Below are 23,724 nucleotides of genomic sequence, written 5' to 3'. Positions count from 1 at the left end.
CCTTTATTTACAAAATCTTGGAGATACTTCACTTCATCATCGTCAAGTTTGATTTCTATCATGAAGGTATCATGGCATTCAGAATATATTAATATGTATTATAATTAAATTGCTGAGACACTAGTATGCAAGTGTGAAAAACCTTAAAGCAATAAGGAAGAAAGAATGGCACCTCCTTACAAGGTTAAAGAGTAACCGTTTGGTAAATCATGACAACAAGGGAAATGTGCCACTTGAAACGATAGACATTCCTCCAAAAGGACGTGTGGTTCACCTCAAAGCATATGGATTTGTAAGGTGTTTCGGATGGTTTCAAAAGATGGAGACACGCAACACTGGGTTACGGATGTGCAAGATATGGAAGAATCAAAACGTGAAGATTTGGCAAAGAAGTCATGGAAAATTGAGGAATATCATCGAGGGATTAAACAGTTTTGTGGCGTCGAAAAATGTCAGGCAAGAAAGGAAGAGTCACAAAGAGCACATATAATGTTCTCATTAAGAGCTTTCATTAGACTGGAGTTACAGAGAATTAAAAGTGGATATCCTGGTTTGAAAGTACTATGAAAATTAACAGAGTAGCAGTGACAGCATATTTAAACGACCCTCTATACACAGTAAATTAATTCACATATGTGGAAAGTTATTTCAGTCGAATACCCCGCAGCTTGCTGCGGGGATGGACACTTCCCCGAGAACCGTTGATGATATACGATTTCTCAAACCTATTTTTTGTTTGTTAACTTCTGCTCGAACTAAACCACGTCAGGTCTATTGTCTTCTTTTACGGAATTTTCAGCGGTGTCGCGAACATACCCCGTTGCTTGCAGCGGGGTGCGCCAGCGCAACTTTGATTAAAAACGATATGAGAAGACCAAACTGCGTAACTCCTATATATTTCTTTAAAAAAGGAGAAATCGTGAGGACGTTTCTCAATCCTCCCGGCCAGGATAAAATCGCAAATTTTATAAGTGGTTCTGAAGGGAATCAGAGAAGCTTCTTTCCGGCCTCTGCTCCGGACTTGCACTCATAAACTTCCGTAATCTTCATGACTGCAAGGGCTTTTGCCGGGAACCTGTCCCCCATGGACTTGACCATTTTGTACATCTTCTCGTAGTCTTCCCCTTCGGTCTTGATCTCGAAGTCCCCTTTGATCTGGTAGCAGCCCTTGACCTCAGGACCCCAGACGTAGATTGCCCCCCTTGGGTTTTCTTCAAGGTTCTTTCGGGTCTTATAGAAGTAGTTGTCTGCAATCCAGACCGTCTCCCCGTCTTCCTGAAGCTTGCAAAAGCCAATCGGTACAACGTTCGGGTCTCCGCTCTTGGAAGCGGTCGCGAACGGGAAAATCCTCATCTTTGCAAAATCTTCTTTCATTTCTGCTGTCAGTTTTACCATATTCTCACCCTTGATTGAATTGGTTTTTACTAATATTTTTACTAATATTATCACTTTCAATATATAAGTATAAACCTGTTTCAAAAATGGAAAAGACATGTAGAATTATTGAACAGTTTATACTATGTTTTCCGGAAGATCCATTGAAATCACAAATAGGGGGCAGATAAAATTCTCTTCTCTTCCGAGTTCACGGTGGAAAATAAAGCACAAAAGAATGAAATAAAGAAAGAATGAAGGAACAAAATAACTAAGGAGCAAAAATCGAAGGAACAAAATAACTAAGGAGCAAAAATCGAAGGAACAAAATAACTAAGGAGCAAAATAACGAAATAAAAATAGAAACAGTGCCGGAATAACTCCGGCAGTCCTTCTTAACTTCAGTTGAAAATCTTGTCCAGGAAATACTGGTGGATACGCAAATCCCCGGTTAATTCAGGATGGAATGCAAGCGCCAGAACATTTCCCTGCTCGGCCATGATAATCAGGTCATCAAGTTTTGAAAGTATGCGCACATCCGGCCCGCAGCTCACGATTGCAGGGGCCCGGATGAAAATACCCGTAAAAGGCGAATCAAGAATCTCAAGCTCAAGTTCCGCCTCAAAAGAGTCTCTCTGCCTCCCAAAGGCGTTCCTGTTAACTTTTGTGTCCATGATCCCGAGCAGTTCCTGGCTGGTCTTTGCCACCTGCTCATCCCCTTCCTTTGCAAGCACGATCAGCCCCGCACAGGTCCCCATAATCGGGACTCCCTTTGCAGCTGCCTCCTTCATCTCTTCTGCAATCCCCTCACGGGCCAGCAGGCGGCAGAGTGTCGTACTCTCTCCACCAGGGACCACAATCCCACTGCACTCAGGCACAATGCCCTTATGCTTTATCGCAACAACCTCTGCATCTGCCCCTCTTTCGGCAAGGGCTCTCTTCAAAGCCTCAACATGCTCAGAAACCGCCCCCTGAATAGCGATTACACCGATCTTCATAAAAAACACCATTTTGTGAAAATTAATTCTTCATTTGTTGAATCAATGCTTCTAAAAAAAATTGAATTGATTTATCCTTAGCGGCCTGTAAGAATAAAGCTATTTTTTAAAAAAATTAAAGTTTTTTAGTCCGCTTGAGTGGAGTTCATTGATACAACCTGCAAATTAGTCCTCTCAAGCGAAGCTCACTGCTAAAACCCGTAAATTAGCCCTCTTGAGCGAAGCGAAAAGGGCTCCGTCCTCCCGAGACGGGACTCGGGCGGGTTACCAGCCGCGTCCCTGAAGTGCTTCTTCTGCAGGGATGGTGTCGGCGCTGATGCCTTTCATGCCGCTGCCAACGCCTTTTGAGATTTCGGCGAGTTTTGCAGGGTTGTCGTAATTGTTTACGGCTTCAACGATTGCTTTTGCCATCTTCTCGGGGTTTTCGGCTTTGAAGATCCCTGAACCCACAAAGACTCCGTCGGCGCCAAGGCGCATCATGAGGGCGGCGTCGGCAGGGGTTGCAACTCCACCGGCTGCGAAGTTCACGACAGGGAGGCGCTGCATCTTCGAGGTTTCGATTACGAGCTCGATCGGGGCTTCGATTTCCCTTGCGACCAGGATAAGTTCCTCTTTCGTCTTGCCTGCAAGGGCACGGATCTCGCCCTGGATCTGCTTCATGTGCTTGACGGCCTGGCTGACGTCACCTGTTCCGGCTTCTCCCTTGGTCCGGATCATGGCTGCCCCTTCGTTGATCCTCCGGAGGGCTTCTCCGAGGTTCCTGGCTCCGCAGACGAAGGGTACGGTAAATTCTGTCTTGTCGATGTGGAAGTAGGGGTCGGCAGGGGTGAGGACTTCGGATTCGTCCACCATGTCAACACCGAGGGCCTCTAAGATTTCGGCTTCCACGAAGTGCCCGATCCTGGCTTTTGCCATTACGGGGATCGTGACAGTATCGATGATCTGCTGGATGATTTCAGGGTCTGCCATCCGGGCCACTCCGCCCTCTTTCCTGATATCTGCCGGGACAGCCTGAAGTGCCATGACCGCAACTGCTCCGGCTTCTTCTGCAATCCTGGCCTGCTCGGGGGTAGTCACGTCCATGATCACACCCCCCTTCTGCATCCTTGCAAAGCCCCGCTTAATAAGTTCGGTCCCGTGTCTCAATTTTTCAAAGTCCATTAATGTCATCCTCTCTGTTTTAATATAATCAATAAAATGTATTTCGTGGAAAATGGATCCCTCAGAAAAATTTATTCCATGGAAGAATATATTCCGTGTGTTGAATCTTTACTGTTGAATCCATATTTTATTTCTGCTTCTATTTTCTATTGCTGCAACCATCAGGTTACGATTTCCTATTTTCTGTTGCTCCCTTGAATTGTGAATACGCTCAATAGTTAAAAGCTTTATTTAAGTTATTCCTTACGAAAAGAATCAGGAGGAATTTTCCCTTAAGTTAACTAAAAGTTTTTCCTCTCTTCATATTTTTCCTATCATAAATTACTGGATGGGCAATGATCAATTTTTCAATATAAGGCTTTTGGAAAACTATAGATTCTCATCCTCCTCCGGCCGGGGAAGACACCCTTTCCTTTAAACCTGTATCAAACCCGTTCTTGTGGGCAGGATCTTCTGAGAAAACCATATAAAGAAGTGTTGAAATGTTCTATTAAGGTATTTTAGTCCGGGTTAGCTCGCACTTCTCAGGCTGCACCGGTCTATTGATAGGGGGAATAAAAATATGAAAATGAAATCTTCATATGTATTTTTATTCTGTGTTCTTTTGATTATGCTGTTGGGTGTGTCTTCTGCCTCTGCCCAGATGGGCCCAGGAGGCGGGACAGGCGACGGTATGGGACCCGGAATGGGGTCCGGAATGATGAATGGCTACGGACTTGACCAGTACGATAACAGGTTTGCAGGATTCGGGTCGATGACATTTGAGGAAGCCTGCAGCAATTTCGGAATCCCGGTTGAGGATGCAATTTCCGACCTCGGGCTCCCGGAGGACATGGACCCTCAGCTTACAATCCTGGAGGTTGAAGAGCAGTATGGGGTTTCAGGGCAGGAAATTGCCAGCTACATGGCCATGAACACGCAGCAGACTCAGGCCTCTCTCAATGCCCGGCAGCAGCTCATGATGCGCCAGCATGCCGTGCAGGCGGTAAGGGGAGGCGGCATGGGACAGGGGATGTATTTCATGCGTCAGGGCCGCTTTGCATACGGGAATTTCACGACCTTCAGTTTTGACGAAGAGGCCGGGGAGATCAGCAATTTTGCCGTCGGAGGAGACCCGATCTTTGACTCGGTCACGATCTCAAACTTTGATTTCGAAAGTGAGCAGGTTGCAGGAGCAAGTGCCGCCTACCAGGGCACCGACAGCCAGGTTTACCTGCATGACAATCCCATGGGCGTTCTCCAGATAAGGGCCTTTGCCGACAAGACCGTTGTCTTCGACCTGGCAGACGGGGTTGAGGCAAGCCTTGAAGACGAGCTTTCGGAAGACCTGGAAGATGCAATCCTCGTGAAAATCACCAAAAACAATTTCGAAGGCTACCTGACTGTTTTCAAGAACTATCTGGCAGAGGACCCTGGCGACGAGCCTCTCAGCGGGCTTGACGTGGAAATCTCGGGCGATAAGGTCACGGTTACCCTTGTGGAAAACAGCGTTGTCATGTTCAGGGCAAGCCCTATGGACCCGGCTTTCATGCAGACGCAGTACCGCTACAGCACCCGGGCAGCTTATATGCACCAGGTCCTTAACAGGGAAATTGCCAGCGGCAGGGTCGGAGCCGAACTGGCCCTCCGTGCAAACGGGGAAAATGCATCTGTCGTGAGCTACACCCCAATGGGTGTGCAGGTCCGGGAAAGGGAGAGGGACCGCATTGTGCTCGGGGTTGAATCGGACCTTCCGGAAGGCAGGGTCATAACTGTAAATGTGGACAATGAGACCATTGACCTTTCCGACCCCGAACGCCTCAGGCTCAGGTATGACGGTGAGGTAATCGAAAAAGCCGACAGCATCGATGAACTCTTTGCCGGCGGGGACAGGCCTCTTTGCTATCTCGTGCAGGAAAACGGGACCGCCACTATGGCAGTGTATATCCCTGAATTTTCGGAACACGAATTAATAATAGACCTGGAAGGCGCTGAAGGTGAAGAAGCCGCTGAAAATGTCTCGGAATCCGAAGAGTCCGGGACTGAAGAACCCGAAACTGAAGGAGAAGGCGAGGGAGAATCAGCTCCGGCATTCGAATTCGGGCTCGGGCTTGCAGTTATGGCTGCAGCATACGGATTGAGGCGCAGGACATAAATCAGAGTTAAAAATTAGATCTGTAAATCAGAGTTAAAAATCGAAGATATAAATCAGGAAATTGTGCCGGGCTTATGTCCGGTCTTTCCTGAATTGTTTGTTTTTCTTTCTACCTATTTTCTTTGTTCTTTGTGTTTTACGTCCGGGCTTTTCCGTACAGGCCGAGCCTGGAGCAGATTATTACGGAGACCCATACCGTGGTGGCCGGGATGAAGGCTTCCGCAAATTCTATTACACCCGGATTAAGGGAATTTTCAATTCCTGCAGCGTTTATTCCCGCAGCCAGCATGGCGGCGGCTGTGGCGAAAGTCAGGAGCGCCATCATCGCACGGGTGGTCCGCTGTCCTGCAGTCCCGCTGTCATCAGGGATCCCTTTTCGTACCACTAAAATGTATGCCGCATTTGTCCCCATGAGAAAACCGGCAACATCGTGACCTATCATGGATGAGGCTGCAAGCAGCAGGGGGACTATGAACATGAAAAGGTAAAACAAGCCGTTTGGAAATTTGGCTGAGGGCAGAAAGCTTTCTTTCCTGAAAAAATCGTCATTAAGGCGGCTTCCAAGGAATGCAGAAAAAGCAAACAGCATAATAAGGCCCAGCATGAACCCCCCTAGCACGTCCCCCAGGAAATGCCTTCCCAGGTACATTCTTGAGAAAGCCATCAAAAGGACCACTGCCGGTGCCATTCCCCGGATTGCACGGTTTCCGAAGATGAGGGCTGCTCCTCCCCATAACGCTGTTGTGGTTGAAACATGCCCCGAAGGAAAACCGTAGAGACCGTGCCGGGAACTGGAAGCAATACTATTTACCTGGGCCCCGAAAGCCTCCAGGGCTTCCTTTTCAGGGAGCGCAAAAAACCCTTCTCCTCCCTGTCCGGAAAACGGGGACGTGTTGGGAAGCCCTTTTTCAAGGTTCAGGACTCTCAGGTCCACAAAATCGGGCCTCGGAAGAGCGAAGACCACCTTAAGTATTTCCGTGGCAGCCCCGGTCCAGAGCAGCAGCTGGAAGAGTAAAAAGCCTTTTCGGAAATCGATTCCGAACGTGACGGCAATTATCACTGCAGCAAAAAAAGCTGCAGTGCCCATGGAAGTGATAAGGGCCATAGGGGCTGTAAGCCAGTCAGACCCCTGGGACTGGAGATAGAGTATCGGTTCGGTCTGGAACAAGGGGGCGACTCCTCAATAAAATGTGTACCAGAAAGCATATGTCTCGGCTCTATTCAGAAAGCTGACAACCTGTAAAAATTTTATGTTGAGTTGGGTTGAGGATATTGAGGCTTAATTATGTTAAACTGTGTAACTCTGTTAAACTGGCGCAAAATTGCTTTTACAGTTCTCCACGTCCTTGGAATCCAGCTTAAAATCGCTGATCGAGAAATTCTTTTCAGGGCACCTTTCTTCGCATCTCCTGCAGGCAGTGCCAAGACATCTCGCAGTATTGATCCTGAAACTTTCATTTTCTCTTGAGAGTGCTTCTTCAGGGCATCCTTTCACGCAGGTATCACAGCCGCTGCACCGGATGGTGGCAATAAACCCGCATTTCGGCTCCATGATCTCCAGACTTTTTCCAAGTTCCCTGATGTCTCTTTCATACCGCTTTTCAATGATGTTTTCCTGCAGTTTTTTCGGTATTGGCTGGATTCCCGAGCGTTCGAGGTTTGTATTGTATTTTTCCAGCGGCATCCCTTCGTTCCAGAAAGCTATTTCCTGGATATAGATGGCTGCAAAGGTAGGAGAGGAGGCAAACATAATGTGGTTGGCAAGGATTGACTTTTTCATGTCGTTGAGACAGGTAAGGTAATCGGGATCGAATGCCAGATCTTTTGCAAGTTCCAGGGATGTGTTTCCGCACTGTACTATACGCTTTGGGGTTGCAGGCACTATTCCCGTAAACCGTGCCTTATGAGGGTCAACGTAGGTCCCGCTGGCTCCGCACATGTACATTGTTTCAAGGTCTTCGTATGCTATTCCTGCTTCGTGCATCAGGGTAAGGTGACCTGCTCTCAGGGCTCCGAAGGCTTTTCCGGCTTCTACTACGTCCTCCTCCGTAAACGTGATCCCTTTTTCCATCCGGATTCTGCCGCCTTCGATATGGGGGGGTTTTATTATGCCGGTAAGAAGGCCTGCGTACATAAGGGCAATTACGCCTGTGCCGGTAATCCCCTTTACAGGGTATCCAGAGGGTTTAAAGGTCCCTTCACGCAGGTTGATTTTAGGCCCTTCCACAAGCCTGAGCTTTTCATCAAGGGCAAGGGTCTGCCAGCCCCCGGCGGAAAGCTGCATGTCGGCAATTGCTCCGGGGGTTGCCAGCATGCCTTTGCTTATCTGCTGTCCTTCCATGGCCGGGCCTGCAGCAGCCGACCCTGTATATATCTTATCGTCCACTTTAAGGGCCATTTCCGCATTGGTCCCGTAATCCGTAACCATGCAGGTTTCGGAGGAATCCAGAAACCCGGTCTTTATCATCATGGCAAGGGCATCGGCTCCGATTTCATGCCTTATTGAAGGCGGGATAATCACATCAACATCTGCGCAAAGCCCTATTTCATTTCCTGAAACGATATGCCCATTCCTTTCCGGAGGCTTTACATGCATTTTTTCAAGGGCGTTTTTTCCCGCAAATGCAAGGTCCCGGATTTCCACGCCTTCGAAAAGCGACAGCTGGATCGGATTTCCACAAACGGCTATTCTTTTGGGGTTTTCGGGTTTGAGGTTTTTTATCAGGGAGTTTACGGCTGAAATGAGGATTTCATGGGCTGTGCCCTGCCCGTAGCTGATCGCAAAGTCCATATGGTCAACGACATTTGCACCCGGAAGCGGGTTTCTGGACAAAATTGCCGTTCTCAGGACAGAAGAGTCCGTAAGGTCAAGGAGCTGGGCCCTGATCCCGCTGGTGCCGATATCGATATTTATAGCTTGATCCATGTTTTATCCAAGGGTTTTGTTAAAGGTCTTTTTTCATCCTTTCCCGGCTTTATTCTTCCCTTACTGTTTTCTGGCTTTGTGCTTCCCTTACTTTTCTTACTTTTTTCTGTTTTTATCCCCCTCTGGCTCACATTTATTTTCCTATTGATTTCCAGAATATTAAAAAAGAGGTAGGGACCGGAAAAAATAAAAAAGAAAAAAAGAAAACCGGAAAGTTGAAGTAAAATCAGTGAAGTTCCTTGCGGACTTCTTCCCAGCTCTTTCCTGCACAGATCTTCTTTGCTATTTTTACTGCGTCAAGCGGAGTTTTTCCGTATACCGAGTTGGCAAAGGTCTCAACGAAGTGCCTGTCCACGGCAGCACCACCACAGGCGACAGGGACGCCTTCGGATTCCAGGGCTTCTGCAAGGTCTTTAAGGCCTACTTTGGTAGTGCTCATGAGGGTTGTTCCGGTAACAAGGTCGGCTTTTTCTGCCTTTACGGTTTCGACGGCTGCTTCCACCGTTATGTCTCTTCCGAGATCTACGACGTCAAACCCGTTAGCCCTCAGAATGGCTGCCACTATATTCTTGCCAATGTCATGCAGGTCTCCCACAATAACAAGGGATACTACCTTCCCCTGGGAGGGGATGTCCCCTATCTTTTCCTGACAGAGTTCCACTCCTCCGAGGAGTGCCTCGTTTGCCAGCAGGATTTCCGGGACATAGCTTTCACCTATGTCGTAAAGCTCACACACGGTCTGGATTCCGGGCATAAGGGCGTTTAAGACAAGGTCTGTCGGGTCTTTTCCTTTTTCAAGGAGGCCAGTTGTGAGTTTTGTGGCTTCTGGCCTGTTCCCCGCGATCACCGCTTCTGCCACGGCTGCATATTCGAGGTCCTTTGGCCTGTTATTCTCCTTTATCTGGTCGGCGGTGGTCACTTCTTTGTTCCTGTCCCCAAGGTCCACCCCGAGACCGATCATGATCCCTTCGTCAATGAGTTTCTTGAACTTCGCAGGCTCTTTTTCTTTCATCTCGAAGATCTTCTGGACTGCGAGGTCGATATGCCTGATCATTCCTGCATTCCTCCCAGGACGTTTTCTTTCATGTTCCTTCCGATACCTACTCCTATCTGCCTGACAAGTTCATCGATGTCCCCTGGTTTCGGGATCGGTGTCTCCTTGCAGGCCCTGACATAGGCCCTGAGGTTTTCGAGGGAGGTCCCGAATGAGACGTCACATGCAGTCCCTACAACATCGGTTCCCTGCAGGATGCATTCCCGGGTCCTGTTGTAGACCTGCTCGGGGGTGCCGTTTGGCATCAGGTCGATTACGTCCAGGCTTCCGAGGATGGACATCTCGTTGCCCATTACCTGGCGGCAGTACCAGACAGGCACGGCGTCAAAGGAGAAGCAGTCGATTCCGCTCTGTTTTATGTAGGGCAGGAGTTTGCTCGTATCTCCGCAGATGTGCAGGATCTGGGGGCAGCTGATTTCCCTTGCCATCCTTTTGTGGGCAGGGAGCACGAATTCTTTGTACGTTTCCGCAGAAATCAGGTCTCCTGAAGCCGAGGGGTCAGCAGGGAAAAGGATATGTGCCCCGTAAGCGGTCTGCAGCCTTCCGTATGCAATAACGAAGTCAGTGGCAGCCTCAATGAAGGCGTGGGCTTTTTCAGGGTCGGTCTTTGTCCACCTTACCAGATTTTCAACGCCTGCTATGTGGCCGGCTACCGTAAAGGGGGCTGTAAGTACGGGGATGATAGGGAGCATGCCTTCGTAGCGCTTCCTCAGTTCGTTGATTGCTCCGAGCACGACCGGAATTCTTCCGGTTTCTTCCAGGTTGTCGGGCCAGGTTACATCGGCCGGGTCCGTATAGGCAGGGCCGGTTACGGGAGGCCTGTCCGGCTTGTTCCAGTCAAGTTTGCACCCCAGGACCTCCGCTTCCAGGGAAATGTCAAACTGAGGGCGTGCAGCCTCAATGCCGCAGACTTCATAGGGTGCGGCTGCAAGGTCTGCCATCATTTTGCTGTCAAAGTGGGCTTTTGGCCAGGAAGCATTGCAGACCTGCATCAGTTCGGCTGTGGTCTGGGCCAGGGGGTTGGCAGGGGGTACGTAGTCAACCCTGCCTCCAAGCACTGCTGCCAGAGCTCTTCGGGTTGGAGTCATTTCGCTTACCATGTTTTATGTCTCCGGATTCCATCTTGCAATAAAATTTAATCTGTCATATCCCGCAACCAGAGTGTCAACTAATGCGTTTTTGTTTATGGCACCCAATGGGTGAAGGAGTAGCAACCCGCAGTCAGGTATATACCTGAAATTTTTCGTTTTTTAATTTCCCTTTTGCCTGTCTTTTTCCAGTACTTCGGAAAAGCTTGTTTAAATTTACTGCGACATTGCAAAAGTTCACACGTGTTACGTTGACATATATTATTATGCACATCTGATATTTAATCGGATACATTTAGTATAATAAAGAAAAACTTTTATACTTCTTAAATTTATATAACAACTTAATATTTTTTAAATGTATGCCTTTTTTCCCGGATTACTTCATTTTGTTCCCAATAAACAGCCTGAAATGTTCCGAAATTATTCTGCTGTAAAAAAATACTTATGATTATAACGACAATTAACCTGATATCTTCTGAGATACTATCTATCGCACATTATTCTCCATAATAATTTATATCTCAGATTAGTGACTGGCATTTCATCTCAAGAGACAGAGGCCGATTGCTTGAAATTGAACCAGATTGATGACACCCGCCGGAAAAGAGCGATCCTTATTTTTATTGCGACCGTTATTTTCATTTCATTCAAAGGTTTCATGTCCCCGGTCACTGAGGTCGGTTATATCCTTCAAAAAGATGTTATGGGAGTTGAAGGGGATGAAAAAGTCCTCATTTTCCGGGAAGGCCCGGAAGGGGTCTCGGCCCTGAATGTTTCCTGCGGGCAAATCTTTCCTGAGGGCTCCGAAAACCTGCAGGTAAACGAGTCAGTGGAAGCCGAATTGAAAACGGTTTATCCTGAAATCGAGTATATGGTCCTCATGCGGCTCTGTGTGGAAAACGAAGTCAGGGAGTACCGGGTACACAGGGAAGACTTCAACATGCTGGAAATAGGCAAGGTGGCAAAATTCGAAGTTTACCGCTCCGAAAGGGACTTTATCAAAGAGATTATCGAGATGTAAAAAACGTGCCTGGCTTCCATTATTTTAAATAATTCTTTCTCCTTACATTCAGCTATGATTATCCTGCATGCCGGAAGGATCGATAAGCAATTCTTTTTATGGGGAGAAAGCCCTGCCGAAGAAACTGCCCAGGCAGTTAAGAGGGGGCGGCCCCCGAAAAAACCCGTCGCAAAACCCTATCCTTATGATGCCGGTGCAGAGGGCATGGCTGCTGCCCTTGAGGAGCTCTCAGTCGAGTTCTCCCGGAAAGAGGCAATAAATTAAGGCTCCTCGACTTTTCAAGTGGGTAATGCGAAATCGAGTTTACCTAATTTTAGATAGATCATTGTGGCAAAATATTGAGGGTTTCGATAACCCCTTGCATTTCTTTTAAGTAACTGAACAATGCTATTGATGCCTTCCACTATACCATTGGTTAACCCTGAATCAAAATAGTTCAAGACACCGTTCCAGTGGTTCTTGATCGTTTTAGCAACTTCAATTATTGGATCTAACCTACAATGAGTTGCCCAAAAATACCATTTTTTGAGATGTTGTTCAGCCTCATCCCTATTCAAGAGGTCCCATAATTTCTGAAGTTTTTCCTTTATGATATATGCCTTTACCGTCTTTAGGTTCCGATTTTTAAGTTTGTAAAACTTTTCTTTTTGCTTTCCACTGAGGTCTTCTTCATTCTTGAGCCACAGGTATTTGGTACCTTTAAGTTCTTCTTTTTTTTCACTTCTTGTTTTCGGACTTCATCCACTCCTTCATTCATTGTTTTCATTATGTGGAATTTATCAAATGTAATCATTGCTTTTGGAAATTCTTCTGTAATGCCACTTATAAAAGAGGGAGACATATCACAGCAGGCATGTTGGATGTTTTCAGGATTCCCATTATGGTTTTGCAAATCTTTACTAAACTTGGTGATGGTCGAGGAATCTTTTCCTTCACAAACGAATAGTACTTTAGAGCTATCAAGGTCGACAACAATCGTTATGTAGTTATGCCCTTTCTTTCTTGATGTTTCATCCACACCAATTTTTGAAACGTCAGAGAAGTCTTCCTTTGCTCTTGCTTTGTCAACGTAATGGAATATAACTCTCCAAAGCTTCTTGTCATTTTCTCCAAGCAACTTCCCTACTTGTAATACTGGCATTGTTTTTGCCAGTTTCAGGATCATAGCTTCCATTCTAAAAGTGAAACCACTTTTTTCACGAGCCCATGGAACTTTTATTTGGAGAACTCCGCAATTGCTACATTTAACTCGTGGAACTCTACAGTGCAAATAGGTACTGTATTGAAAGTAGTTAATGTGCCGCAACACTTTTTCTTTAGTATCATAAGCAGAACAGTTTGGTTTACCGCACTTAGGACACGGAAATTTAGAACCACGTTCAAAATCAAGCCAAATGTCAAGATTCTCGGAGATAGGATCAAAATCAAAGTTTGCTATGTGCCAAGGGTTTTCAACATTTAAAGGAATTTCGAATGTTTTTTCGCAAATGGCCAATCAAACTCCTGAAGTTGTTTACGTCAAATATAGTAATACATATTTATATTATGTTTTTATTATAAAACCCTACCCATATTACATGACGAGGAGCCAAAATCTGGATGCCAGCCAGAGGTGGAAGTCCCGTCCCTTCAAGCCCTCTCATTGCTGACACTCCTGATTCGAAGGCAAATTTAACCCTGGCTCCCTGGACTGTTTCCACATACCTCCTTGAAGCGGAGGAAGTCGTGGACTTTCTCTGCGCCTGTATGGGAAAAAAGGTCCTGGCCCCTGGCATAATTCCGGGAAGCGACCTCGTCTGGTGGACGGAAGCCCTGAAATTTGCAGGTTCGCTTGCAGCCGGACAGAAATACCTGCCCGGCGTCAGGGTTGAGGAAGGGAAATACGTGGCTATCTGGGAACCCGTATTTGCCGGAGAGGACGCAGGAGAACTGGCAAAACTGGCAAAGCAGATGCCTCCTGCCGCCAGGGCCCTTAGTCGTGCTCTCCCTCCCGAACCTTCGGACAGGCCGCCTGAAAAGCCTGCGGTTTTTGTGCTCAGGGAGTTTATCGCCGATTCCCTTGACCGCATAGTCCGCACCTCGCTTGAGAAAAAGGAGCCTGCAAGGACGAAGCGTAAAACCCCTTCCTTTGACAGCATACATGATGCCTGGGTTTTTGCCCTGCATAGCCAGGATGGCCTGATATACGGGGATGAAAACGAAATCCTGCAGCTTGCAGCCCGGGCCCGGGAATGGCAGCGCCCCCTGACCATCCTGACCACCTCCCCGTTCCGGCTTTCTTTCCGGTTAGAAGAACCCGAATCTGAAGAAGGGATAAGCGGTGAGCCTGAAAGGCCGGAAGAGATCGAAGAGGTTGAAGGGCCCGGAGAGGGTAAATATATTGGGGAGGTTAAAGAGAGCGGGGACATAGAAATCCCGGAAGGCATGTGGTACGTCCGCTACCTCCTCCAGCCCTATGAAGACCCCAGCCTCCTGGTCCAGGTAAAAGATGCCTGGAAACCGAAAAAGGACAGTGTCCTGAAAAAATACGACGTAAAAAACATCCGTCAGTTTCTTCTTTCCTCCCTCGGGCAGGCTGCCAGCCTAAGTCCGGAAATTGCGTCCAGTCTCGAAAAACCGGCCCCTTCCGGGTATGCGCTGGACATCAGGGAGGCTTATGGTTTCCTGACCGAAAAGGCAGTTTCCCTGAACCAGGCGGGTTTTGGGATCCTGCTCCCTGGCTGGTGGACCCGCAAAGGCACAAAAACCCATTTAAGGGCCCAGGCAAAGGTCAAGGGCAAGCAGCTGCAGATCGGAAGCGGGCTGACCCTTGACAAAATAATCAGCTTTGACTGGGAAATTGCCCTCGGGGACAAGCTGCTGACAGTCGAAGAACTGCAGGCCCTGGCTGAGCTCAAGGCCCCTCTTGTAAAGGTCCGCGGGCAGTGGGTAGAGGTAAACGATGAGGAAATCCGGGCTGCAATCGATTTCTGGAAGAAGAACCCGCATGGAGAGGCAAGCCTGCGGGACGTTGTGAAGATGGCGCTTGGGGCTTCGGAAAAAGCCGAAGGGTTTGATTTTGAAGGGCTCAGTGCGACTGGCTGGATCGAAGAATTTATTTCACGGTTGAAGGGCCGGGAAGGGTTTGAAGAACTGAAAGCTCCGGAAGCTTTTTCAGGGGAGCTTCGCCCTTACCAGGTCCGCGGTTACTCCTGGTTTGCTTTCCTGCGGCAGTGGGGACTTGGCGCCTGTCTTGCAGATGACATGGGGCTCGGGAAAACTGTCCAGACCCTTGCCCTTATCCAGCGGGACTGGGAACAAACTGAGGCCCGGAACCGGAAACCTGTTCTCCTTGTCTGTCCGACTTCGGTTATCAATAACTGGAGAAAAGAGGCTGCCAGGTTTACTCCGGGACTTCCTGTAATGGTCCACCACGGCATCAGCCGGAAAAAGGAAAAAGAGTTTCCGGAGGAGGCAAAGAAACACGCTATAGTTGTCTCAAGTTATGGGCTCCTCCAGCGGGACATCGAGTTCCTCAAAGAGGTCCCCTGGGCAGGAGTCGTGCTTGACGAAGCCCAGAACATCAAGAACCCGGAGACTAAACAGGCGAGGGCGGCCAGGGCCCTGGAGGTAGATTACCGGATAGCTCTGACCGGGACCCCGGTCGAGAACAACGTGGGAGACCTCTGGTCCATCATGGAGTTTTTGAACCCCGGTTTCCTTGGAAATCGTGCAAGTTTTAAAAGAAACTTTTTTATCCCTATCCAGGCCGAGCACGACCAGGAAGCAGCCCGGCGGCTAAAAGAAATAACAGGGCCCTTCATTCTCCGCCGCCTGAAAACCGACCAGTCGATCATCTCCGACCTGCCGGATAAAATGGAAATGAAGACCTACTGCACACTTACAAAGGAGCAGGCGTCCCTTTATGCCGCAGTCCTCGAGGATGTCGAAGAAGCAATAGACGAGGCTGAAGGCATCCAGAGGAGGGGCATCATCCTCTCTACGCTTATGAGACTCAAACAGGTCTGCAACCACCCTGCCCAGTTCCTTAAGGACAACTCCAGTATCCCGGACAGGTCCGGAAAGCTTGCACGGCTTTCGGAAATGCTTGAAACCGTCCTGGAAAACGGGGAAAAAGCCCTTGTTTTCACCCAGTTTGCGGAGATGGGCAGGATGTTAAAAGAGCACCTGCAGGAACGTTTCGGCTGTGAGGTCCTCTTCCTGTACGGAGGAGTTTCCAGGAAGCAGCGGGACCGGATGATTGAGCGCTTCCAGGAAGGGAAAGAGTATCTCCCTATTTTCGTCCTCTCCCTCAAGGCGGGAGGGACGGGGCTTAACCTGACCGGGGCCAACCACGTCTTCCACTTTGACCGCTGGTGGAACCCGGCTGTGGAAAACCAGGCAACTGACAGGGCGTTTCGTATAGGGCAAACCCGGAATGTGGAAGTCCACAAGTTTATCTGCGCAGGGACGCTCGAAGAGAAAATCGACGAGATTATCGAGCGTAAAGTGCAGGTCGCAGAAAATGTTGTCGGCACAGGTGAAGACTGGCTTACGGAACTTTCAAATGAGGAGTTGAAAGACATCTTTGCTCTCAGAGAAGAGGCGGTAGGTGAATAAAATGGCAGCTTACTGGGACGGTTACGGATATTACGAGCCTTCAAAACCCATTGAGGTCAAGGGCGGGATCAAGGCAAAATCGAAACGTGGGGGCTTTGGCCAGAGCTGGTGGGCCAAACGCTGGATCCAAACCCTTGAAAGCTTTAACATCGGGGCCAGGCTGACCCGCGGCAAGAGCTATGCCAGAAAGGGCCAGGTAACGTCCGTAAAGATAGAAACCGGGCTTGTGAGGGCAAAAGTGCAGGGCTCAAGCCCGAAACCCTATTCTGTGACTATCAAGGTCAGGACCCTTACGGGCTCCGAATGGGACCTCCTGGCTGAAAAGCTCTCCCAAAAACCCATTTTTGCGGCAAAGCTGCTCGCAGGCGAGATGCCTGAAGACATTGAACCTATCTTTGAGGACGCCGGGCTTTCCCTCTTTCCGGAAAAGCTCGATGACCTGGACACGGACTGTTCCTGCCCGGACTGGTCAAACCCCTGCAAGCACATTGCAGCCGTCTACTACCTGCTCGGGGAAGAGTTTGACCGTGACCCCTTCCTTATTTTCAAGCTAAGGGGTGTGGACATGGACGATTTCATGTCCAGCCTCGGAAAAGGCCCGGCCCCGGAAAACGCAGGCATGCAGCCGGAAGCGGGGATCCTCATAAAAGCTCCCGAGGCAGAATATGAAACCGGCGCTGAAATTGGTGCTGAAATTGGTGCTGAAATTGGTGCTGAAATCGGTGCTGAAACCGGGGCTGGATCCAGAGCCAAAGCCAGAGCCAAAACCGGAGCCAAAACCGGAGCCAAAACCGGAGCCAAAACCGGAGCCAAAACCGAAGCCGGAGTTGAAGCCGCTCATGTTTCACCCGAATCCCTGCCTCTTGAGCCGGAAGCCTTCTGGGGCAGGCCTGCGGAAAGCCCGGAGGGGGTAAAAGGCCCGACCCTCGAGGCTCACATCCCGCAGGTCCCGGCAGCCCTTCCAAAAAGGCTTGGCAAATTCCCCTTCTGGAGCGGGGAAGAGGATTTTCTTGAGATGCTGGAAAAGGTCTACAGTAAAGCTTCCCCGGCAGGGATGAGGGTATTTTTAGGGGAGCAAAAATGAATTTTTTCTGCTCTTCTCCCTATTAAGGGGTAAAGTTTTCTGCTCACGGATACAAGTATACGGTTAAGGCGAATTAGCAGGATCAAACATCCATATCAGAATTACAGATTAGAATTACAGATTAGAATTACAGATTAGAATTACAGATTAGAATTACAGATTAGAATTACAGATTAGAAATATAGATTAGAATTATAGATCAGAATTATAGATCAGAACTTGATTGCCATATAAGATTCTTGAGTGGGGGGTATAATTGAACAAGAGTAATATATTACTGGTGTTTTTGCTTGTAGGGTGCCTGCTCGGTGCTTCAGGCTGCACGGATTCGGGGGATTCCGAGCCAGAGGTCCCTCCGAGTCCCGATGTCCCAACCGTTCCCGAAGCTTCCGGGAGCGTTCCTGCGGATATTCGAAACGAAACCGTTGACATCTTAAGTGAGGATCAGGCCTACCCTGCATATACTGCAGCTCCTGCATCGGAGGGGAGTTATCCGGCTGTGGTGCTGATCCATTCCTTTAACGGCTTTCAGCCCGGCTATAAAGAGATGGTGGACAGGATGGCAGCGGACGGGTATGTGGTGGTCGCTCCGCAGTGGCAAAATTACTCGCAGTCCCCGCCGGACGCAGAGGTAGAGTCCCTGGTCAGGAGCAGCATAACCTACCTGCAGGGAAGGGATGACGTAAACCCTGAAAAGCTGGGCCTTACCGGTTTTTGTGCCGGCGGCAGGTATACCATGCTTTTCCTGCCCCAGGTTGCGGAATTCAAGTCAGGGGTTGCCTGGTACGGCTTTCCTTACGCAGGAGATTCGGAAACCCAGCCTGACAAACCCGCAGACCTTGCAGGCCAGCTTGATTCTCCGATGCTGATGATTCACGGCACCCGGGACCAGCCAAGCAACATTTCCGACATCTACAGATACGCCGGGGAGCTGGACGCAGCCGACAAATATTTCGAGCTGAAAGTGTACCAGGGAGAGCCTCACGGCTTCATGATCACCGAAGACGGCGAACTTTCGGAAAGCTTCGTTGCCCTGGACGCTTACGGGGAAATGATTGAGTTTTTTAACCGGACGCTGGTTTGATTCCGGCTCCTATTGCACGATTCCATTCCCTCTATTTTTTTCCAGGTTTTTCCCTCCTTTTTTCCGGTCCAACTTAGCTCGAAAACTTTGTTTTTTCCATTTTCTCGGCTTTCTTGGCATCTATTTGCAGATTGGAGAAACCCTCAAGCTTTGCGTCTATTTGCGGCTCAGACCCCATGTTCTCACCGGTTGCGCCAGCAACCGGCCTTTTCCTGAAAAAAGTATTTTGAAAAAATAGATAACTGTTTGAATTAAAAGCCTGTAAAATTCTGATAAATAAAGACATGTTGATAAATCATGTTTCATCTAGAATAGGTTTCATCTAGAATAGTAATCCTTTCTCTTATTTCTATAGATCACGTGTCCCTTATTTCTATAGATCATGCTCCAGTACACAGCCTCCAAAATTAATCCTATATTTTTACTGAACTCTTCTCCTCAGTCTCTCGGATTCACTTTTCAGTTGTCAAAACACATTTTTCAGTCATTCTAATGCCCTTTTTGGTCACTCTGATACCCTTTTCAGTCACTCTGATGCCCTTTTTGGTCATTCAATTATACTTTATGGAAAAGGCCGGCTGCTTCGGCAGCCGGTGAGAGCGTCGGTACCTGAAAAGCAAGTAGAAAAAGGTTTCAGTGAATAACTAAAATAAGGAAATTACATTTGCTTTGTCCGGATCATTTTGGTTCAACCGTCTTCATTTCCCTCTCAATATTTTAATTATCAATCCGTTTATATAATATCAGCTAAATACTATGGGGGGTACCTGATTTAATGGTGGCATCTTCACTAAAATGGATCATAGATTTTGCTTTTCCATTCAGGGAACAATAAATCTAAAAACGGAATAATAATTCATGGTAAACACAGTTTCCCACCTTGGAATTGGCTTTCTTATCGCTCTTGCCCTGGGTTACAAAGGAAAGCGAAGGCTTAGTCTGGCTGCTCTTTCCGCCCTTCCGGACATCGACTATCTCACCTACTCGGCTTTTACGCTCCTCAGCGGAAGCGTAAGCCATGAAGCCCGAACCCAGCTTTTCTACCTGCTGGGGCACAGGGAGTTTTCGCACTCAATCTTTTTCGTCTTTCTGGTCACGTTTCTCATCTGGCTCAGGACTAAGGACAGGCGCTTTACTGCAGGGGCTTTCGGAGCCATTTTCTCCCATATCCTCCTGGACTACACCACAAGCGCGAAAATGCGCATATTCTACCCGCTTATCACCGATGCTTCGGTCCTTAGAAGCACTTATTCCTTCGACCCCCTGGTAAACATCCTCCCTCTGCTGCCTCTCCTTATCCTGGCTGCAGAATACATGAAAAGCAGGGGCAAATGGAACGGGAAATTAGACAAGTTTCCCTCTCTTCCGGACCCGAAGGGGAAAAAGTTCTACGCATCCGTCCTTGCAGTCCTTCTTGTCTGGGTTGTGTTGTTCCCGGCTGCAAAAGTCTTCCTTGTAGACTACATCTCCAGAGCCGAAGGAGCTGAGATCAGCTACAATGACACCTATCCGATTTCTTCGACCAGATACCTTGCAGCATATTCCTATTCCGATACCCACTACAAACTCCTGGAAGCCAGCTACAGGTCAGGGACTGAAAAGAGCTTCTATGTCGAAAAAGTCTCCGTGAAAGGCAACGTCCCTGACGCCTCAGCCTACGTTGAACGGGCAGAAAAACTCTACAGAAGCGGCGTCCCGCAGGAGATCGATTATTCGGTCTATACCGTTTCGGAAGAAAACGGCAAGGTTACGGTCATCATGAGCGATGCCAGGAGCCCGTATGTCAAAAACTGGCCTTATTTTGATGTGGTTTACAGATTCGTTTTTGATAGGGAAAGTGGAGAGTATGAGGCGTATTTAAGCAAATACGGAAGGACGGAAGTGAAACTTGATCGGAACCGGTTTGAGTGACCATCACTTACAATGACCGACTGGCTGACTTGCCGACTGACTGAATGACCGGATGACTGAAAAATGACCGGCCGGTTGCATATAATGACCAGTTTTAAACCGGTCTTAAGCCGATTTTCAACTCTTATTTTTTATTTTTTGCCTGTTTCGGGTCACCTGCACGTACTTCTCCGGAACAACTTTAATATTTCTCAAAAACGGTTTGCTTCCCCCTCCGCTCAAGAGGAACCAAACGGACTAAAAATGAGGACATTTTCAATAAAAGCAATTTTCAATAAAAGCAATTTTCAATAAAGTCAATATAGTTTCCCCACTTTCTTCTTAAAAACAAAATGCTGTAAACCCGGAACGAAAAAACATGGTAAACACGGTCTCTCACCTCGGGGTCGGCCTCTTAATCGCCCTTGCCCTCGGCTTTAAAGGAAATAAAAGGTGGACGATAGCATTTCTGTCCATCCTGCCGGACCTGGACTTCATCCCACACATGGTATTTTTCTTTATCAGTGACAGCCTTAGCCATGCCGCCCGGAACCAGCTCTTCTACATCCTTGGCCACCGGGAGTTCATGCACTCCTTGCTCTTCATTTCCCTTGTTACGCTTCTCCTCTGGTTCAGGACAAAAGACCGGCTCCTGACTGCAGGTGGGTTTGCAGCCCTTATTTCCCATTTCTACATGGACTACGCAACAAGCTGGAAAATGCGCCCCCTCTATCCTTTCAGCACCGATTCCTCAATCCTCGGGGCCATTTATTTCTTCGACCCGCTGCTAAATCTCCTCCCCCTGCTTCCTCTCTTCATAGTGCTTGTGGATGAAATGAAAAACAGGGGAAGATGGGAGGGGAAATTCAAAGGGTTCTGCACTTATGTGAGAAGAAACGACAATAAACTTTACGCCGCCCTGATCTTTGTGCTCATGCTCTGGTTTGCGGTGGCCCCTATTGCAAAAGTCCTGGTGGTACACCACATTTCCGAAGCCGAAGGGGCTGAGATCAGCTACCAGAACACCTATCCCGCATCCGCAGGCAGGTTCCTCTCAGCCTATTCGTATAACGACACCCACTACAGGATCCTGGAAACCACCTACTGGGGAGGGATTGAAAGAAGCGGCTTTGTTGAAAAAATGTCCGTATCAGGAGACGTGCCGGAAGCTTCCGAATACGCTGCAAAAACGGAGAAACTGTACCTGAGCGGGGTCCCCCTGGAGATCGATTATCCGGTTTATAACGTTTCCGGGGAAAACGGCTCGGTTACGGTTGTACTGAGCGATGCCAGGAACCCGTATATCCGGTACTGGGCTTACTTTGAAACGGTTTACAGGTTCGTATTTTATGAGGATAGCGAAGAGTATGAGGTGTATGCGAGTGTGCATGGGGAAGAGGAGGAGAGGCTGGCTGATAACTGGTTTGAGCGGGAACTGGTTAAGCTGTTTGCGTGAAATTCAAATCTTCATTGCAATTTAATATTCATTTATAAACACCTGTTAAATGCCAATGAAAGCTATATAACCCGAGTTCCGCTTCGGGAGCACGGTGTCCTTCCCGAATTGCGCCTCGGGAGTACGCGGTCCTTTTCACTCACTTCGTTCGCTCAAGAGGACGATTTAAGGTTAGTTATCTAACAGATTTATGAGGCGGAGGCCGGGCTTTTTTCAGAGGAGGAGTAGAAGGCGGAGGGAGCGGCTTTTTCTCGATCTGAGGATCACGTTCGGCGGACTAAAATAACTTTTTTTTTATTTTTCGCCTGCGGACTCCTCCCGCTCATCCCCCACGAACCGTTTCTAACACCCGAGTTCCGCTTCGGGAGCACGGTGTCCTTCCCGAATTGCGCCTCGGGAGTACGCAGTCCTTTTCACTCACTTCGTTCGCTCAAGAGGACGATTTCAGGTTAGTTTTCTAACAGATTTTTTAGGCGGAGGCCGGGCTTTTTTCAGAGGAGGAGTAGAAGGTGGAAGGGGCGGCTTTTTAGCTATCACAGATATTCCGGCCGCCCTGTTTTGTGAAATTTCAATCTGAGAATCCCTGTTACTTTTTTCATTTTCATTCATCAGAAGCCGCGGCCCTCACTGGTTGGTAGTTCCCGTCAGCAGCCCCGTTCACGAAGTGAACGCCTTTCCTTAATAATTAATATAAAGAGTAAGCAAATTAAATGACCACACACGCCTTTTCTTTACATCATTCACTCAGAAAAATAACTTCATTTTTATTTTTTGCCGGCGGGCTCTTCCCGCTCATTCCCCACGAACCGTTTGCAATCTGAAGTTCTTCCTCGCCCCTCTCCTCCGAGTTTCATTTTCTAACAGATTGATGATGCGGAGGCCGGGCTTTTTTCAGAGGAGGAGTAGAAGGTGGAGGGGCGGCTTTTTCTCGATTTGAGGTGCTCGTTCGGCAGATTAAAATAACTTCTTTTTTATTTTTAGCCCGGGGCTCTTCCCGCTCATCCCCCACGAACCGTTTGCAATCTGAAGTTCTCCCTTGCTCTATCCAAAGTCCTGTTAGCCGCGTTCAGTTTGATCGATTTAAAAATTGCTCCCATCTTCCAAACAATTTGATAAAATTTAAAACAAATCAGCTCTTTTTAACGTTATATGGATAAAGAAGCTTTCCTGCATCAACTGGAATCTGCGGTCACAAACAATGACAAAAATTTATTCATTGAAACTATTTTTGACCTTCCGGCTGATGTAATAGTTGGCTTTACCAAAGAAGAGTTTTCACACATTATATCCATATCAGGATTAATTAACTTACAGCAGGTGGACGAATTATTTGATTTTCTTGAAAATGAAGGGTTCTTTTTCTTGGAAAAGGTGTCTGAAGGAATTAATGAACTCAATAATTCTCTGCTTGGTAGGTTCTACTACAGTCTATTCATTTCTCTTTCCGGAAATAACAAAGAGAGAGTAAAATCTGCATTAATAAACAACGCCGTTGCCTGCTGCAAGCTTGCTGAAATGAGTGTAGACAGTAGGGCAAATCTTGAAACAGCGGTCTATCTTTGCGATGAAGCTCAGAAAATTTTTCCTAAAACAGGTTCAGATTATGCTTATGCGTTGGTGAATGAAGGTAATGCAAGGAAAGCACTTGCTGAAATGGGTGTTGGCAGCATAGCAAATCTTGAAAAGGCGGTAGTTCTTTACGATGAAGCTCAGAATATTTTTCCAAAAACAGGTTCAGATTATGCTTATGCGTTGGTGAATGAAGGTAATGCAAGGAAAGCACTTGCTGAAATGGGTGTTGGCAGCATAGCAAATCTTGAAAAGGCGGTAGTTCTTTACGATGAAGCTCAGA

Annotated in this window: 19 protein-coding genes and 1 pseudogene; 10 read left to right on the top strand and 10 right to left on the bottom strand. The window is 47.9% G+C overall.

The window, feature by feature from the left end:
* The first annotated feature begins 306 nt into the window (after nt 1–306).
* Entirely contained in the window at nt 307–567 is a 261-nt protein-coding gene (locus tag FTO70_RS17050) for a transposase (RefSeq protein WP_255336973.1), read from the top strand.
* Nucleotides 568–987: 420 nt separating this feature from the next.
* On the opposite strand, the gene FTO70_RS17045 is transcribed toward FTO70_RS17050, so the two are convergent.
* The 3 genes from FTO70_RS17045 to pdxS all read right to left on the bottom strand — a co-directional run bounded on the left by FTO70_RS17045 (nt 988) and on the right by pdxS (nt 3,533).
* On the bottom strand, nt 988–1,395 hold the full coding sequence (locus tag FTO70_RS17045) for a pyridoxamine 5'-phosphate oxidase family protein (RefSeq protein WP_255336972.1): 408 nt from the start codon (nt 1,393–1,395) through the stop codon (nt 988–990).
* A 380-nt stretch (nt 1,396–1,775) separates the two neighbouring features.
* Nucleotides 1,776–2,372, bottom strand: a complete 597-nt coding sequence (gene pdxT, locus FTO70_RS17040) for a pyridoxal 5'-phosphate synthase glutaminase subunit PdxT (RefSeq protein ID WP_255336971.1) — start codon at nt 2,370–2,372, stop codon at nt 1,776–1,778.
* Between the two features lie 264 nt (nt 2,373–2,636).
* The gene (gene pdxS / locus FTO70_RS17035; RefSeq protein ID WP_255336970.1) at nt 2,637–3,533 is read right to left on the bottom strand and encodes a pyridoxal 5'-phosphate synthase lyase subunit PdxS; all 897 of its coding nucleotides are present in this window, start codon (nt 3,531–3,533) and stop codon (nt 2,637–2,639) included.
* 610 nt (nt 3,534–4,143) lie between these two features.
* On the opposite strand from pdxS, the gene FTO70_RS17030 reads away from it, so the two are divergent.
* Entirely contained in the window at nt 4,144–5,667 is a 1,524-nt protein-coding gene (locus FTO70_RS17030; protein ID WP_255336969.1) for an MAST domain-containing protein, read from the top strand.
* Nucleotides 5,668–5,803: 136 nt separating this feature from the next.
* Here FTO70_RS17030 and FTO70_RS17025 read toward each other — a convergent pair whose 3' ends face one another.
* The 5 genes from FTO70_RS17025 to FTO70_RS17005 form a co-directional block, all read right to left on the bottom strand.
* A complete protein-coding gene (locus FTO70_RS17025; RefSeq protein WP_255336968.1) occupies nt 5,804–6,835 on the bottom strand; it encodes a phosphatase PAP2 family protein in 1,032 nt (343 codons plus the stop codon).
* 138 nt (nt 6,836–6,973) lie between these two features.
* Nucleotides 6,974–8,593 carry a methylamine methyltransferase corrinoid protein reductive activase gene (locus FTO70_RS17020; RefSeq protein WP_255336967.1) on the bottom strand — a complete coding sequence of 540 codons (1,620 nt, stop codon included), beginning with the start codon at nt 8,591–8,593 and terminating at the stop codon, nt 6,974–6,976.
* Nucleotides 8,578–8,724 carry a hypothetical protein gene (locus FTO70_RS17015; protein WP_255336966.1) on the bottom strand — a complete coding sequence of 49 codons (147 nt, stop codon included), beginning with the start codon at nt 8,722–8,724 and terminating at the stop codon, nt 8,578–8,580. Before FTO70_RS17015 ends, FTO70_RS17020 begins: the two co-directional genes overlap by 16 nt.
* A 95-nt stretch (nt 8,725–8,819) precedes the next feature.
* Nucleotides 8,820–9,647 carry a cobalamin-dependent protein gene (locus tag FTO70_RS17010; protein ID WP_255336965.1) on the bottom strand — a complete coding sequence of 276 codons (828 nt, stop codon included), beginning with the start codon at nt 9,645–9,647 and terminating at the stop codon, nt 8,820–8,822.
* A complete protein-coding gene (locus tag FTO70_RS17005; protein ID WP_255336964.1) occupies nt 9,644–10,747 on the bottom strand; it encodes an MtaA/CmuA family methyltransferase in 1,104 nt (367 codons plus the stop codon). The genes FTO70_RS17010 and FTO70_RS17005 overlap by 4 nt, the downstream gene beginning before the upstream one ends.
* A gap of 559 nt (nt 10,748–11,306) precedes the next feature.
* Between FTO70_RS17005 and FTO70_RS17000 the strand changes: the two genes are divergently transcribed.
* Nucleotides 11,307–11,759, top strand: a complete 453-nt coding sequence (locus FTO70_RS17000) for a hypothetical protein (RefSeq protein ID WP_255336963.1) — start codon at nt 11,307–11,309, stop codon at nt 11,757–11,759.
* Nucleotides 11,760–11,813: 54 nt separating this feature from the next.
* Nucleotides 11,814–12,023: a hypothetical protein gene (locus FTO70_RS16995; protein ID WP_255336962.1), complete on the top strand. Its 210-nt coding sequence runs from the start codon at nt 11,814–11,816 to the stop codon at nt 12,021–12,023.
* Between the two features lie 14 nt (nt 12,024–12,037).
* Here FTO70_RS16995 and FTO70_RS16990 read toward each other — a convergent pair.
* Nucleotides 12,038–13,248, bottom strand: a pseudogene (locus FTO70_RS16990) (ISL3 family transposase).
* Nucleotides 13,249–13,358: 110 nt separating this feature from the next.
* Between FTO70_RS16990 and FTO70_RS16985 the strand changes: the two are divergent.
* The 5 genes from FTO70_RS16985 to FTO70_RS16965 all read left to right on the top strand — a co-directional run bounded on the left by FTO70_RS16985 (nt 13,359) and on the right by FTO70_RS16965 (nt 21,872).
* Nucleotides 13,359–16,358, top strand: coding sequence for a DEAD/DEAH box helicase (locus FTO70_RS16985; RefSeq protein ID WP_255336961.1), 3,000 nt, complete (start codon nt 13,359–13,361; stop codon nt 16,356–16,358).
* A 1-nt stretch (nt 16,359) separates the two neighbouring features.
* A complete protein-coding gene (locus tag FTO70_RS16980) occupies nt 16,360–17,442 on the top strand; it encodes an SWIM zinc finger family protein (RefSeq protein ID WP_255336974.1) in 1,083 nt (360 codons plus the stop codon).
* A 256-nt stretch (nt 17,443–17,698) separates the two neighbouring features.
* Nucleotides 17,699–18,526, top strand: a complete 828-nt coding sequence (locus FTO70_RS16975; RefSeq protein WP_255336960.1) for a dienelactone hydrolase family protein — start codon at nt 17,699–17,701, stop codon at nt 18,524–18,526.
* Between the two features lie 858 nt (nt 18,527–19,384).
* Nucleotides 19,385–20,437: a metal-dependent hydrolase gene (locus FTO70_RS16970; protein ID WP_255336959.1), complete on the top strand. Its 1,053-nt coding sequence runs from the start codon at nt 19,385–19,387 to the stop codon at nt 20,435–20,437.
* Between the two features lie 358 nt (nt 20,438–20,795).
* Nucleotides 20,796–21,872 carry a metal-dependent hydrolase gene (locus FTO70_RS16965; protein ID WP_255336958.1) on the top strand — a complete coding sequence of 359 codons (1,077 nt, stop codon included), beginning with the start codon at nt 20,796–20,798 and terminating at the stop codon, nt 21,870–21,872.
* Between the two features lie 444 nt (nt 21,873–22,316).
* Here the strand turns inward: FTO70_RS16965 and FTO70_RS16960 are convergent, their stop codons facing one another.
* Nucleotides 22,317–22,481: a hypothetical protein gene (locus FTO70_RS16960; protein WP_255336957.1), complete on the bottom strand. Its 165-nt coding sequence runs from the start codon at nt 22,479–22,481 to the stop codon at nt 22,317–22,319.
* Between the two features lie 540 nt (nt 22,482–23,021).
* Here FTO70_RS16960 and FTO70_RS16955 point away from each other — a divergent pair.
* Nucleotides 23,022–23,724 (top strand): hypothetical protein (locus FTO70_RS16955; protein WP_255336956.1); only part of this gene is annotated, 703 nt, incomplete at its 3' end.

This window comes from Methanosarcina sp. KYL-1 (assembly GCF_024372725.1).
Taxonomy (GTDB): Archaea; Halobacteriota; Methanosarcinia; order Methanosarcinales; family Methanosarcinaceae; genus Methanosarcina.
Note: the sequence above shows the minus strand (reverse complement) of the source record. Positions and strands in the feature narration are given on the sequence as shown.